General features: G+C 65.0%; 12 protein-coding genes. 6 read left to right on the top strand and 6 right to left on the bottom strand.

All coding sequences use genetic code 11. The features are described from left to right. Positions 1-12: 12 nt before the first annotated feature. Both groES and EJ074_RS04825 read right to left on the bottom strand, forming a co-directional pair. Positions 13-309, bottom strand: coding sequence for a co-chaperone GroES (groES, locus tag EJ074_RS04830; protein WP_010915433.1), 297 nt, complete (start codon positions 307-309; stop codon positions 13-15). Between the two features lie 214 nt (positions 310-523). Beyond that, positions 524-1,327: a methyltransferase domain-containing protein gene (locus EJ074_RS04825; RefSeq protein ID WP_095807532.1), complete on the bottom strand. Its 804-nt coding sequence runs from the start codon at positions 1,325-1,327 to the stop codon at positions 524-526. A gap of 88 nt (positions 1,328-1,415) precedes the next feature. Between EJ074_RS04825 and EJ074_RS04820 the strand changes: the two genes are divergently transcribed. Beyond that, positions 1,416-2,267, top strand: a complete 852-nt coding sequence (locus tag EJ074_RS04820) for a hypothetical protein (protein ID WP_095807714.1) — start codon at positions 1,416-1,418, stop codon at positions 2,265-2,267. 53 nt (positions 2,268-2,320) lie between these two features. On the opposite strand, the gene EJ074_RS04815 is transcribed toward EJ074_RS04820, so the two are convergent. Beyond that, positions 2,321-2,947 (bottom strand): TetR/AcrR family transcriptional regulator, encoded by a 627-nt coding sequence (locus tag EJ074_RS04815; RefSeq protein WP_095807713.1) that lies wholly within the window; start codon positions 2,945-2,947, stop codon positions 2,321-2,323. Positions 2,948-3,069: 122 nt separating this feature from the next. Between EJ074_RS04815 and EJ074_RS04810 the strand changes: the two genes are divergently transcribed. The 5 genes from EJ074_RS04810 (at position 3,070) to EJ074_RS04790 (ending at position 9,527) form a co-directional block, all read left to right on the top strand. Then, positions 3,070-4,266 (top strand): MFS transporter, encoded by a 1,197-nt coding sequence (locus EJ074_RS04810; protein ID WP_095807531.1) that lies wholly within the window; start codon positions 3,070-3,072, stop codon positions 4,264-4,266. Continuing rightward, complete coding sequence (locus EJ074_RS04805) at positions 4,266-5,546, top strand: D-arabinono-1,4-lactone oxidase (protein WP_129553994.1); 1,281 nt, start codon at positions 4,266-4,268, stop codon at positions 5,544-5,546. Before EJ074_RS04810 ends, EJ074_RS04805 begins: the two co-directional genes overlap by 1 nt. After that, positions 5,543-6,679, top strand: coding sequence for an alanine racemase (locus EJ074_RS04800; protein ID WP_095807530.1), 1,137 nt, complete (start codon positions 5,543-5,545; stop codon positions 6,677-6,679). Before EJ074_RS04805 ends, EJ074_RS04800 begins: the two co-directional genes overlap by 4 nt. A 278-nt stretch (positions 6,680-6,957) precedes the next feature. Next, positions 6,958-7,893 carry a bifunctional helix-turn-helix transcriptional regulator/GNAT family N-acetyltransferase gene (locus EJ074_RS04795; RefSeq protein ID WP_129552803.1) on the top strand — a complete coding sequence of 312 codons (936 nt, stop codon included), beginning with the start codon at positions 6,958-6,960 and terminating at the stop codon, positions 7,891-7,893. Positions 7,894-8,033: 140 nt separating this feature from the next. Next, positions 8,034-9,527: a winged helix-turn-helix domain-containing protein gene (locus EJ074_RS04790; RefSeq protein WP_095807528.1), complete on the top strand. Its 1,494-nt coding sequence runs from the start codon at positions 8,034-8,036 to the stop codon at positions 9,525-9,527. Positions 9,528-9,548: 21 nt separating this feature from the next. On the opposite strand, the gene EJ074_RS04785 is transcribed toward EJ074_RS04790, so the two are convergent. The 3 genes from EJ074_RS04785 to EJ074_RS04775 form a co-directional block, all read right to left on the bottom strand. Then, a complete protein-coding gene (locus EJ074_RS04785) occupies positions 9,549-9,881 on the bottom strand; it encodes a hypothetical protein (protein ID WP_095807527.1) in 333 nt (110 codons plus the stop codon). A gap of 17 nt (positions 9,882-9,898) precedes the next feature. Beyond that, positions 9,899-10,312, bottom strand: coding sequence for a hypothetical protein (locus EJ074_RS04780; protein ID WP_095807526.1), 414 nt, complete (start codon positions 10,310-10,312; stop codon positions 9,899-9,901). A 67-nt stretch (positions 10,313-10,379) separates the two neighbouring features. Beyond that, positions 10,380-13,478 carry an efflux RND transporter permease subunit gene (locus EJ074_RS04775; protein WP_095807525.1) on the bottom strand — a complete coding sequence of 1,033 codons (3,099 nt, stop codon included), beginning with the start codon at positions 13,476-13,478 and terminating at the stop codon, positions 10,380-10,382. Positions 13,479-13,499 lie beyond the last annotated feature (21 nt).

Raw genomic sequence — 13,499 nt, 5'->3', positions numbered from 1 at the left:
TGTGGCCGATGCTCAGCCGATGATGCCCATGATGTCGGATTCCTTCATGATCAGAAGGTCTTCGCCATTGAGCTTGACTTCAGTGCCCGACCACTTGCCGAACAGGATGCGGTCGCCGGCCTTGACGTCCAGCGGGACGAGCTTGCCGCTTTCGTCGCGGGCGCCGGAGCCCACGGCGATGATCTCGCCTTCCTGCGGCTTCTCCTTCGCCGTATCCGGGATGATGATCCCGCCGGCGGTCTTGGATTCGGATTCGACCCGGCGAACGACCACGCGGTCATGAAGCGGGCGGAACTTGGACTTTGCCATGTTTTCTTCCTCGAATGAGAACGGTGAGAACTGTTCCTCCATCCGGCGAGGCCGGATATAAGTTAGCACTCACCTAAGGCGAGTGCTAACGTGGCGCTGAAATAGGCTGGCCGCCTGCCAGAGTCAAGGCGCGCGGGAGGGGGCAATCGCGCGAAATTTTTCCCGTCCGCTCGTCCGGCTGCGGAATGTGCCGTCCGCCCTGCCGCATCGCCGTCTATCGCAGCGCCTGGCAAGGTGATCCCAGCACCAGCAGCGGGCAACGCTCGGCCAGCGGATAGGAGCCGCTCGGCACGACGCGCACATCGCTGAACCAGTCTCTTGCCTCATCGACCAGCATGGCCAGCGTCGCGAAGCAATAGGTCGTTTCGGATCCCGCATAGACATCGATTGTTTCGATGGAGCACAGGCTCCATCCCGACGCCGCGGCAAGGGCTGCTCGGTCCGGGAAGTTATTGTCGAAAGCGTCACGGATCGCCTGCACACCTATGGCGCGATCGCAATCGTCCGTTGCACATGCCATCGCTATGCGCCATTTGAGTGCGTGGAAATTCCCGATCTCGCCGGCGAGCGCCTGGGCCTTGATGCTTGGCAAATCCTCGAATGTCTCTGGACCGGCGAAAACACGGATCGCTGCCCGCCCGCCGGGCTTCAGCACCCGGGCGACTTCGCCGAAAAGGCCATGGCGTGCGCGGGCGGAACCGACGACGGTCAAGCACCCATCGCCGATGACTGCGCCGACGCTGGCGCTGGCGATCGGAAGGTCCAGCCAATTCCCGGTTATCGCCCTGCGGCGGGCGTCATCGCCCGGCCATACGCCCGAAACCATCGCCGCTGACCCGTCGACCGCCAGCATGGTCCTGCCGAGGCCGGCCAGTTCCGGAGTGACGCCCAGCAGAAGAACGTCCGCTTCGCCCGGGTCGAGCTCGCGCTCGAAAATGCCGACCGTCTCCGGGGTCGGCCGCAGGGGCGCTTCGAGCGAGTTCCAATGGCGATGATAATTGTCCCAGTGTGTTGTCATGGAGATCCGTCGGACGCGGGAAGGAAACTCTAGATTCAATCGCTAGTAGCCGCTTAATGTAAATGCGGTGGAAACGAGGGATGGCTTGGTGGCGCGTATCATTGTCATAACGCATGAGCATGACCAGTTCCTGGGCAAGCGCGACATCCTGCTGCGCAGGGGAAGTCCCTATCTGCTTTTCGATATTCTGGGACAATTGAAAAGCCGAGGCCATTCGATCCGGATTCAGCAGGGGCTGTCGAAGAGGCACGACGCCGATATCGCTGTCCTGCATGTCGATGCGACGACGACATCCGCGGACTACCTCGATTATGCGGGAAGTTTTCCGTTCTGCCTCAATGTCGGGGCGGCCGACATTTCGAAACGGAAGATCAGCGGGGCGCTGGTAAGCAGCGGCGAGGTCTGGCAAGGACCCGTGATCGTCAAGAGCAACCTCAACAATCAGGGCATTCCGGAGACGCTGCTGAATCGGCGAGCAAAGCGGGCGGGGAAATCGCCACCTTTTCCGGACGTGCCGGTCCAACGGGCATATGAGGTTTACGCGTCCCTGGGTGAGGTTCCGGACGGCATCTTCGGGCGCGATGATCTCGTCGTGGAAAAATTCATTCCGGAGAAAGAACACGACGGCTTCGCGGCGCGTTTCTGGGTTTTTTGCGGAGAGCACGAACGTTGCACCCGCTATGTATCGCCGAACAGCCTGGTCAAGGCATCCGAAACCATCCGGCGCGAGCCTGTGCCTGTCCCCGATGAGATGCGTGAGCGGCGACGCGAGCTCGGCTTCGACTACGGAAAATTCGATTTCGTCATGCACGAGGGCAAGGCCGTCCTGCTCGATGCCAACAAGACGCCGGGACGACCGAAAAACCTGGTGAAGATGTTCGCGGCCGGCGCCGCTCATCTGGCCGACGGCTTCGAGGCCCTGATGCGCAAGGTCGTCTAACGCAAGTCCCCCGAGGGGGTGAGCGCCGCGCTTTTGCGGGCTGCGAGACTTCCCTACAAAAACAGCCGCAACTGCGCATGGATGATCGAGCGATAGTCTTCGATCGTCCTCCGGCCCTCCGCCTCGTCCTGGGTCAGCGCCAGCCGCACGACGCCGCCGGCAAGCTGGAAGATCAGGAACACGACACGCCCAAACGCCTCGCGTTGGTCGGCCCGCAGCATCGGCGCGACCTTTGTGCAGAACATATCCGCCTGCCGCCGCGTCTCGGCGATATCGAGATGCTGCAGGGCCTTGTCGGCCTGGATGGCGTTCTGCAGGTCCTGGATGGCCGGATCAGCCGCGACACGGCTGCAATAGTCGTCGAGCAGACGGTCAGCGGCGGTGGTCACGTCATCCAGCCCGCGGATTTCGGCGATGATCGTGGCGAAGCGCGCGCGGCTCTCTTCCGCAAACCGGTCGTAGAGCATGGCGAGGATCGCCGACTTGCTGGGGAAATAGTGGTAGACCGTGGCGATCGGCCCGCCGGCCAGCGCGCCGACTTCCTTCATCGTCACCGCATCGATGCCCTTCTCGCCGATCAGCCGCATGGTGGTCGCAAGGATCGCGTCGATCCGCTCGCGGCTGCGCTCCTGCTTGGGCTTGCGCCGCGGTTCCGTCGCCGTTCGCCTTGCTTCCCTCATGCGCCAAATCTCTCGGTGAGAGCTTGCGAATTCGCGGTTGACAAGAAACATGATCAAGTATCAGTTTCACGAATGCTGACAATTTGTCAGTTTTTCAATCGAGCCGCAAGGGAGGGCGCCTCGTGACTGTCGCTGATGCCGGACAGGTGGAAGAGGGCGACTGGCTGGTCGGCAATCCGACCGGCCTGCAGCTTGCTTCGGCGCTGTGGATCGGCTCCGTCGGCCTGCTCATCCTCGGCCTGCAGCCGGTGCTGCTCGGCGCGCTTTTCTCGGAAGGCCATGTCACCGGTGACGAGCTGGCGCTCGTCGCCACCGCCGAGATGATTGCCATCGCCATCGGCTCGGGCGTCGTGGCCATGCTCTTGCCGGCGCGCAACATGCGCGGCAAGAGCGCGCTGCTCTTGCTCCTGCTGGCGCTCGCCAACTCCTGGACTGCCTACGCCATTACCGCCAGCTCCTTGATCGCCGCGCGCGCTGTCGCAGGTCTTGCCGAGGGCGGGCTGGTCGCGGTCGCCACCGAACTGATCGCCCGTTCGCGGCGCGCCGAGCGCATCGGCGGCTATTTCGTCACGCTGCAGACGCTGGTGCAATGCGCTCTGGCGCTGCTGCTTGCACTCTATGTCGTGCCGGCCATGGGCGCGAGCGGAGGCTTCATCGCCCTCGGTGTGGTCTGCCTCGCTTCGCTGCTGGTCGCCTGGACGGTGCCGGACGACTATGCCAACCTGCCGAAGGAGGAGCATTTCGCCAATGTGCTCACTGTGCCGGCAATCACCGCGCTTCTCTCGATTCTGTGCTACTTCATGTACTTCGGCGCGATCTGGGCCTTCCTGGAGCCGCTTGGAGCGCAGTTCGGCATCGATGGACGCACCGTCGGCCTGATGGTGTCGGCCAGCCTCGCTGCGCAGGTGATCGGCGCCATGATCGCAACCGTGTTCGAGGCGCGCCTCGACTATCGCGCCGCCATCACCATCATCGGCGCGGTCGCGGTCGCATGCTCGGTATTGCTCGCTTCGGCCCCGGGGTTCAATGCCTTCTGGGCAGCGACGCTGGTGATGGGTTTCATTCTGCTCTTCATCGTGCCCTACCAGATCCGGCTGGCGATCACCGCCGATGACAGTCGCACCGCCGTGCTTCTGGTGCCGGCGGCCCAGCTCCTGGGCCTTGCCATCGGCCCGATCGCGGCCTCGCTGCTCATCGACGGCGAGAATTTCCGGCCCGTCCCGGAATTCGCCGCCGCCACCGCGCTCGCCAGCGTGGCCCTGCTCGGCGTCTTCGTGCTGGTTGCGCGGCGTCGCAGCCCGGCTTCAACGGCGCGATGATGGCAAACTCCTGGAGCAACTGGTCCGGCCTCGTGAAGGCAGCGCCGAAGCTGATCGCCACACCCGCCGACGTCGGCGAACTGGCAGACCTCGTGCGCACGGCGCCGGGTCCGCTGCGGGTTGCCGGCGCGGGCCATTCATTCACGCCGCTGGTCCAGTCCGACGGCACCATCATCTCCCTGGAGAAGATAGAGGGGCTGGTCTCGCATGACGCCGCGCACCACCAGGCGCGGGTGAGGGCGGGGACAAGGCTCGGCGCCCTGATGCGCATCCTGCAAGGCATCGGACAGGGCCTGCCGAACATGGGCGACATCGACCGCCAGGCGATCGGCGGCGCGCTGGGCACGGCGACGCATGGCTCGGGCTCGACACTCGGCGCCTATCACACACAACTGGAAGCTGTGCAGTTCGTCGACGGACAAGGCAAGCTGTGCGAGTTCAGCCGGGCAGGGGATCAGGAAATGATCCATGCCACCGGGGTGGCGCTCGGCGCCTTCGGCGTGCTCACGGAATTGACGCTCAACAACATGCCCACCTACTGGCTGCGCCGCCGCAAATGGGTGCTGCCGATTGGCGACATGCTGCGCGAGTTCGAGGCGATGATGGCCGCGCACCGTTCGGCCGAATTCTACTACATCCCGTTTTCCGGCTACGCCCAGTTCATCGCCAGCGATCTGAGCGATCAGCCGACGACGACCCGGCCGACGGAAGACGACGAAGAGGGATTGGCCACCCTGCGCAAGCTGCGCACTCTGCTGCGAAGGCTGCCTGCACTGCGCCGGGCGCTGATCAAGGGCGCGGTCAAGAAGGTGCCATCCGAGGACTATGTCCAGGATTGGCTCAACGTCTACGCCAGCGACCGGCAGACAAAGTTCAACGAGATGGAATATCACCTGCCTTTCGAGGAAGGGCCGAAGGCACTGGCCGAGATCATCGAGCTGACGGAAAAGCACTTTCCGGAGGTCTATTTCCCGATGGAGGTGCGTTCCGTGGCGCCAGACGCGTTCTGGCTCTCGCCCTTCCACAAGAGGCTCACCTGCTCGATCGCTATCCACCACGATGCGGCGAACGATCCGCTGCCCTTCATGCGCGCGGCCGAACCCATTTTCCGCAAATATGGCGGCCGGCCGCATTGGGGGAAGATTCACAGCCTGAAGGCGGCGGACTTCAGAAAGCTCTATCCGCGCTGGGACGACGCGATGGCGGTGCGCCGTGACATCGACCCGGGAAACCGTTTTGTCTCGCCCTACATGGCCGGCCTGTTCGGCATTGAGCAATGAGCGCCTATTTCACCGAACTATCGAAGGCATTGAAAGCGGCCGATATTTTTCGGCCATGCCTGGTGCTCGACCGTGACCGGCTGGACGCCAATATTGCGCTTGTGAAGCGAAGGCTTGCGCCCGGCCTTGCCGTGCGGCTGGTCGACAAGTCGCTGCCATGCCTGCCGCTTCTGGCGCATATCGCCAGCGCGCTCGGCACCAGCCGCTTCATGACCTTCCATCCGCCAATCACCCAGGCCGTGCTGGATGCCTTTCCCGAAGGCGATCTGCTCTACGGCAAGCCGATGCCGGCCGGCGCGGCGCGGGCCGCGCTCGCCAGCGGCGGCGCCGGCTGGGGATCGCGCGTCTGCTGGCTGATCGACACGCCCGAGCGGCTGGCTGAATACGCATCGCTCGCGGCCGAGCTGAGCACCGAACTGCGCTTCGCCTTCGAGGTCGATATCGGCCTGCATCGCGGCGGGTTTGCCAGCCCGTCGGAGATCAAAGCGGTGACCATCCCGAAGAGACTGCGCTGCGCAGGCATCATGGCCTATGAGGCGCATGCGCCGGAGATCCCAGGCCTGTTCGGCGGCGCGGAAAAGGCGCTGAAGCAGGCCTGTGCCAAAGCGGCCGAGTTCGTGTCCGCTCTCGATCTCGGCCAGCGCAGCATTCTCAACATCGGCGGCTCGAAGACGGCGCTGCTGCATGGTGCCGCGGTGGCCAATGAAGTGTCGATCGGCTCGGCCTTCATGCTGCCCGGCGATTTCGACACGCCCGGCCTCGACGGTTTCCAGCCGGCGGCTTTCATCGCGACGCCGATCCTGAAAGTGGTCGATCCGGTGCTGCCCGGTCCGGCGTGGCTGTCCAAGACCCTGCAGGCACTGGGCCTTTTCCCGCGCTGGGGCTGCTATCTCTATGGCGGCAAATGGATGGCCGAGCCGGTGTTCCCCGAAGGCATGAAGCCGAACGGCTTCATGGGCTTCTCCTCCAACCAGCAGTTCATGGGCTTGCCCGCTGGCGCGGACGTGAGGCCGAGCGATTACGCCTTCCTGCGGCCGACGCAGAGCGAGGCGGTGCTGCAGCATTTCGGCCCGATTGCGGTGTTTGCCGGTGGGCGGATCGTGGAGTTCTGGCCGGTGCTGCCGATGGGGTGAGGGCGTAACAGCCCTCGCAGTGATCCTTCGCGCCCCCTCTGGCCTGCCGGCCATTTCCCCCACGAGGGGGGAGATTGGAAGCTTCGGCGCCTCGCTCTTGTTGCGACGTTGGAGAATTGGCGGAGGCCAGCGTGACGTCTGATCTTCCCCCAAGTGGGGGAGATGTCCGGCAGGACAGAGGGGGGCGCTGTCCCGCCAACGTTGATCATCCAATGCGTGCATATTTAGTTGACTCAGTCAACTAAATGATTGATCCTGTCCAGGACAGGAGGACTCCCATGACAATCCACAATCGCGCCGGTAAGGATCGCATCGACGTCGTCCGCGCCTTCAACCGCTTCTACACCCGCCAGATCGGCCTGCTCGACGAGGGTCTGCTGAAGAGCCCGTTTTCGCTCACGGAAGCGCGGGTGCTTTACGAACTGGCCCATCATGACGGACTGGTCGCCAGCGATCTGGTGCGCGACCTCGGCCTCGACCCCGGCTATGTCAGCCGCCTGCTGAAAAAATTCGAGGAGCGCGGCCTGGTCGCGCGCGCCGCCACCGAGGCCGATGCGCGACGCTCCTCGATCGCGCTGACGCCGGCGGGCAGGGAAGCCTTCGCCCCTTTGAACCGGGATTCGCATGACCAGGTGCGTGCGCTGCTCGGCCGTCTCGCCCCGGCGGACCAGGACCGATTGGTCAAAGCGATGCGCCTCGTGCAGGATCTCCTCGGCGATCGTCCCGAACCCAAGGTGCCATATGTCCTGCGGCCGTTGCAGGTCGGTGATATCGGCTGGATCACGCATCGCCAGGGTCTCATCTACGCGCAGGATTATGGCTGGGACGAAACCTACGAGGCCCTCGTCGCGGAGATCCTCGCTGCCTTCGTCAAGAACTACGATCCGAAATGGGAGCGCAGCTGGATCGCCGAACGGGAAGGCGAGGTGGTCGGTTCGGTCTTCGTCATGCGCAAGTCGCCGGAGGTGGCGAAGCTGCGATTGCTCTATGTCGAGCACTCGGCCCGGGGCCTCGGCATCGGCCGGCGGCTGGTCGACGAGTGCATCGCCTTCTCGCGCGCCACGGGCTATAAGACACTGACGCTGTGGACCAACGACATCCTTGGCTCGGCCCGCCGCATCTACCAGGCGGCTGGATTCAAGCTGGCCGAAGAGGAACGCCACCATTCCTTCGGCAAGGACTTGGTCGGCCAGACCTGGAACCTGCAGCTTTAGCGCGCTTTGCTTCCCACGAGGGGAGGAGGGGAAGGCCAGCCAGTTTGATCCAAATTGCGCGCTGGGCAATAATAGCGCGGCGTGTGCCGGGTCGCGTGGGATCGACCGGTATGATGCGCGGATGGGGAAGGGGTGTCCCGATGACGGTCGCGACGGCCGATCAGGTTTTCCGGTTTGGCGGGTTCACGCTCGACCTCGCCATGGGAACGCTGCGCGGCGTCAACGAGCCGCTGTTCCTGCGGCCGAAGGCCTATGCGGTGCTTTCGCATCTCGCCCGCAACATGGGCCGTGTCGTGCCGAAATCGGAGCTGATGGATGTCGTCTGGCCGGGCGTCTATGTGACCGAGGATTCGCTGACCCAGTCGGTGCGCGAGATCCGCAAGGTGCTGGGCGAGGAGATGGTGCGCACCGTCTCCAAGCGCGGCTACATGCTGGCTGCCGAGGCCGAGGCGGCACCGGAGATCAGCACCCATCCGATCGTGGCCGTCGTGCGCTTCCGCAATGAGAGCGGCGACCCGGCCGACGAAGCGATGGTCGACGGCTTTGCCGAGGACCTGATCAATGGCGTGGCGCGCTTCGGCACAATTACGGTGCTGGCCCGCAATTCGAGCTTTTCGTTCGCCTCCTTCGGCCGCGCCGAATGGCCCCAGATCCGCGCCCGCATCGGCGCCGACTATCTGGTCGAAGGGTCGCTGCGCCGCCAGGGCGAGCATGTCGTGGTCGCCGTCAGTCTCGTCGACATCGCCACCGCCAGCCAGCTCTGGGGTGACCGCTACCAGTCGCATGGCGAGGGGCTGTTCGCGATCGAGCGCGAGATTGTCGAGCAGATCGTCAGCCGCCTGGTCACGCGGGTCACCAATGCCGGACTGGAGCAGGCCTCACGCAAGCCGGTCACCAGCCTTGCCGCCTACGAGTTGGCGCTGCGCGGCTTCGCGCTGCTGCGCGATCCGGCGCAGACCGATCAGCGCGGCGCCGAAGCTCTGTTCGAGGCGGCCGTCGCCAAGGATCCGAACTACGGATTGGCTTATACCTATCTCGCTTTGGCACGGGCGCTGGATGGCGAGTTCGGCCGCGCCAGCGACTCAGTGCTGGAAAATGCGCGCGATCTCGCCGACAAGGGCCTGGCCTTGTCCCCGGACCAGCCGACCGGCCATCGCGTGCAGTCGCTGATCCGCCTCTACATGCGCGACCACGAAGCGGCCGAGCATCACATGCGCATCGCGCTGCAGCTCAACCCTTATGACGCCGACAGCATCGAGCAGATGGGCATGCTGCTGACGATGCGCGGCCGGCCGCTGGAAGCGCTGACCTGGCTGGCGCGCGGCATTCGCATCGACCCCTTGCACCCGCACTGGTACCAATTCGACCGCGCGCTGGCGCTTTATATGATGGGGGAATATCGACAGGCGGCCGACGCGCTGGAACTGGCCACGCGACCGGCGCCGTGGATCCGGACGCGGCTGGCCGCCTGCTACGCCCAGATGGGCGACATGGAGAAGGCGCGGCGGCAGATCGTCCTCATCGAGGAGGGTGAGCCTTTCTCGCCGCTCGACTATGCGCTGCGCGGCGTACCGTTCGAGAACCGGGCGGATGCCGAGCATCTCGCCGAGGGCGTCAGACTTGCCCTCGGCTAATTTGGGTTGTGCCTGAACGCCTCAATCGACGACGACCACGATGTAGCGGCCCTGATAGGCCCGGTAATAGGTGCCGCCGCAGCGCCAGACCTCGAAGCCGTTGACCTTGGTGCGCACGCAGCCGGCCGGCAGCGTGGCCACCCAGGCGGTGGTGTGCCTCAGCACGCGCCAGGTCGTGGTCCGGCGCGCGACGCCCGCCGCGCTATGCGGCGTCCAGGGGTGGCCGAAACGGGCTTCAGCCGTGCCGACCAGCGACAGGGCCGGCACGGCGCTGCCGACGATCTCGACGGCGGCGAGGCCGAGTGCGAGCAAGGCGGCGGCCGAGCGGAATTTCTTCACGGATTTCAAAGGCATTGGCGTTTCTCCTAAGTCTAGTGGGAAGATGAAACGGCAACCCGGGTCGAGCCCCTCAGTGCCGCCAGGTGAGCAACCACGAACAGCCAGTGCGCCGCGGTCGTGACGTAGCCGACGACGAGCACGTCGGCGGCGATGAAGAACTGCCAGAACAGAAGGTTCGCGGTTCCGAGCAGCACGTGCACGGCCGCCAGCACGGCGTGCCAGTTGCGCGAATAGGCGATGCGCCAGAGCGTCACGCCGATGATCAGGGCAAGCCCATGCGCCTCGATGAAACCGATGCCGGCGCCGGGCGCGTCGCCGAGCAGGCCGGCTTCGGCGCCGCGCCCGAAGAAGGAACCGGCAATGTCGGTGACGAGCCCGCCCGCCGATGCGAGGATCAGGAACCCGGCATTGAAGCGAACGAGAAGATTTCCGTAGAAGAGGGTCATGGTCGTTCCTTTCCGTTTGATTGGCTGCCACGGCGGCTTTCCGCCGTGGCTTGGGAGGATGTGCCGTTCAGGCGGCCAGCGGCTGCGGCTCGGCGGTCGTCACCCGGCCGGTGGTCTTGTTGGTCTCTGGCGCCTTGATGCGGAACCAGGTGACGTAGAGCGTCGGCAGGAAGACCAGCGTCAGCACGGTCGCCACCATCAGGCCGCCCATCACCGCATAGGCCATCGGTCCCCAGAACACGGTCGGCGCGATCGGGATCATGCCCAGGATGGCGGCCGCGGCCGTGAGCAGGATCGGCCGCAGCCGGTGCGTGGTGGCGCTGATCACCGCGGCCCAAGGCTCTTCGCCGGCGGCGATATGCTGGTCGATCTGCGCGATCAGAATGACCGAGTTGCGGATCACCATGCCGATCAGCGACATCACGCCGAGGATCGCGACGAAGCCCATCGGTGCGCCCGACAAGAGCAGCGCGCCGGCGACGCCGATGATCGCAAGCGGAGCGGTGAGCAGCACCAGCACCAGGCGCTGGAAGCTCATCAGCTGGATCATCAGCACCGTCGCCATGATGAACAGCATCAGCGGGAAGACCACGAAGATGCTGGCCTGCGCCTTGGCGCTGTCCTCGATCACGCCGCCCTGCTCGACGCTGTAGCGCGCCGGCAGCTCCGCCTTGAAGGCGGTGATGGCGCTCTCCAGCCGCCGCGACACGGAGGTGGCGTTCTCGCCCGGCGCGACGTCGGCCTGCACCGTCACGGTCGGCAGGCGGCCACGGCGCCAGATCAGCGGCGGCTCGGTCTGATAGCTGAGCTTCGCCACCTGTTCGAGCGGCACGCGGCGTCCGCCCGAGGCGCTGATCGTCAGGCCACGCAGCGTGTCGATGCTGGCGCGCTCCGATTCGACGGCGCGGGCGACGATGTCGACGAGATAGGTATCGTCGCGCATCTGGGTGATCTTCGAGCCCGACAGCACAGCGTTGATCGTCTCCGACAGCTGCTGCGAGGAGATGCCCAGCGCCCGCGCCCTATCCTGGTCGACCTCGACCTTGATGACCTTGGCCGGCTCGTTCCAGTCGTAGTTGATGTTGCGCACCGAAGCATCGCTGCCCAGCACCTGCGCGAACTGCTGCGCCAGGCTCCTGGTCTTGTCCGGGTCCGGACCCGAGACGCGGAACTTCAGCGGCCAGCCGACAGGCGGGCCGAGCTCCAGCGGCGTGACGCGGGCCATGACGTCGTCGAAGCCGGTCGACAACTGCTTCTCCAGCCGGTCGATGACCGCCTGGCGCACGGCGTGGCCCTTGGTCACTACGACCGCCTGGGCGAAGAAGTCGTTGGCAAGCTGTGCGTCGAGCGGCAGGTAGAAGCGCACCGCGCCTTGCCCGACATAGAAGCTCCAGTGGTCGATGTCGGGATCGGTGGCAAGCAGCTTCTCGACCCGCTCCACAACCGCATCCGTCGACTTGATCGAAGCGGTACGCGGCAAAGTGAGGTCGACCATGACCTCGGGCCGGTCCGACTTCGGGAAGAACTCCTGCCCCACAAAGCCCATCGCCACGACCGACAGCGCGAACAGCCCGGCGGTTGCCGACAGCACCAGCCACTTCGCCCGCATCGCCGTCTCGAGCAGCGCCTGGAAGCCGCGGGCAATGCGCGAGGGCTGATGGCTGCCACCATGGCCCTTGATGCGGTCCGGCAGAAGGAAGACGCCGGTGAGCGGCGTGAACAGCACCGCCACCACCCAGGAGACGACCAGCGCGATGGCAACGACGGCGAACAGCGAGAAGCAGTATTCCCCGGCGCCACTCTTGGCGAAGCCGACCGGCACGAAGCCGGCGATCGTCACCACCGTGCCGGTGAGCATCGGGAAGGCGGTGGACGTATAGGCGTAGGTGGCTGCCGAGATCTTGTCGTAGCCTTCCTCCATGCGCGAGATCATCATCTCGACCGCGATCATGGCATCGTCGACCAGCAGGCCGAGCGCGATGATCAGCGCGCCGAGCGAGATGCGCTGCAGCGAGATGCCGAAATACTCCATGGTGACAAAGGTGATCGCCAGCACCAGCGGGATGGCGACTGCCACCACGACGCCGGGCCGCCAGCCAAGCGCCAGCAGCGAGACGGCGAGCACGATGGCGATCGCCTCGCCGAGGCTCTTGGTGAACTCGCCGACGGATTCCTCGACCACATGCGACTGGTCGGCGACCAGGCCGAGTTCGGCGCCGAGCGGCAGTTCGGCCTCCATCTCATGCATCTTTTCCTTGACGTTCTCGCCCAGCGCCAGCGCGTCGCCGCCCGAGGTCATCGAAATGGCGATGCCGACCGCCGGCTTGCCGTTGAAGCGGAACATCGGTTGCGGCGGGTCGGAATAGGCGCGCTTGACCTCGGCGACGTCGCCCAGCCGGAAATAGTGGCCGTTGGCGTAGAAGTTGATCGCCTTCAGGCTCTCCTCGGAGGTGAAGCTGCCGGAAACGCGGATGGCGATGCGCTCGGGTCCGGCATCGACCGTGCCGCTCGGGGTCAGCGCGTTCTGCGCCTGCAGCGCCTGCGACAGCGTGCCGACGTCGAGGCCGAGCGCCGCCACCTTCTGAGTCGAGAATTCGAGATAGATCTTCTCGTCCTGCTGGCCGACCAGGTCGACCTTGGCGACGTCCTTCACGGTGAGCAGTCCGGCGCGCAGGCTGCTGGCCAGGTCCTTCAGCTCGCGATGGCTGAGGCCGTCGGAGGTGAGCGCATAGATCAGCGAATAGGTGTCGCCGAACTCGTCATTGTAGAACGGCCCCTGGACGCCGGACGGCAAGGTCGGCTTGATGTCGTCGAGCTTCTTGCGCACCTGGTACCAAAGCGGCTGCACCTGGTCGCCCGCGACCGTGTCCTTCAAATTAACGAAGACGACCGACTCGCCAGGCTTGGTATAGCTCTTGACGTAGTCGAGGTCGGGCAGCTCCTCGAGCTTCTTCTCGATGCGATCCGTGATCTGCTCCACCGTGTCGCTGGTGGTGGCGCCGGGCCACATCGTCTTCACCACCATGGTCTTGATGGTGAAAGGCGGGTCCTCCTCGCGGCCGAGGCCGCCATAGGCGTAGAGCCCGGCAAGCGCCGCCGCGATCATCAGATAGACGACGAAGCTCCGGTGGCGCAGCGCCCATTCGGAAAGATTGAAGCTGGTCATGATGCGGTTCCTTCTCAGGCG

The organism is Mesorhizobium sp. M3A.F.Ca.ET.080.04.2.1, from assembly GCF_003952525.1.
In the GTDB taxonomy this organism is placed as follows: Bacteria; Pseudomonadota; Alphaproteobacteria; order Rhizobiales; family Rhizobiaceae; genus Mesorhizobium.
The sequence above is the reverse complement of the archived record's forward strand: the minus strand, read 5'-3'. Positions and strand labels throughout refer to the sequence as shown.

Bases quoted from the DNA above. Each gene is read 5' to 3' on its own strand.
- EJ074_RS04815 (WP_095807713.1), bottom strand. From the start codon at position 2,947: ATGAGGGAAGCAAGGCGAACGGCGACGGAACCGCGGCGCAAGCCCAAG.
- EJ074_RS04790 (WP_095807528.1), top strand. From the start codon at position 8,034: ATGACGGTCGCGACGGCCGATCAGGTTTTCCGGTTTGGCGGGTTCACG.
- EJ074_RS04825 (WP_095807532.1), bottom strand. From the start codon at position 1,327: ATGACAACACACTGGGACAATTATCATCGCCATTGGAACTCGCTCGAA.
- groES (WP_010915433.1), bottom strand. From the start codon at position 309: ATGGCAAAGTCCAAGTTCCGCCCGCTTCATGACCGCGTGGTCGTTCGC.
- EJ074_RS04805 (WP_129553994.1), top strand. From the start codon at position 4,266: ATGGCAAACTCCTGGAGCAACTGGTCCGGCCTCGTGAAGGCAGCGCCG.
- EJ074_RS04780 (WP_095807526.1), bottom strand. From the start codon at position 10,312: ATGACCCTCTTCTACGGAAATCTTCTCGTTCGCTTCAATGCCGGGTTC.
- EJ074_RS04795 (WP_129552803.1), top strand. From the start codon at position 6,958: ATGACAATCCACAATCGCGCCGGTAAGGATCGCATCGACGTCGTCCGC.
- EJ074_RS04800 (WP_095807530.1), top strand. From the start codon at position 5,543: ATGAGCGCCTATTTCACCGAACTATCGAAGGCATTGAAAGCGGCCGAT.
- EJ074_RS04775 (WP_095807525.1), bottom strand. From the start codon at position 13,478: ATGACCAGCTTCAATCTTTCCGAATGGGCGCTGCGCCACCGGAGCTTC.
- EJ074_RS04785 (WP_095807527.1), bottom strand. From the start codon at position 9,881: ATGCCTTTGAAATCCGTGAAGAAATTCCGCTCGGCCGCCGCCTTGCTC.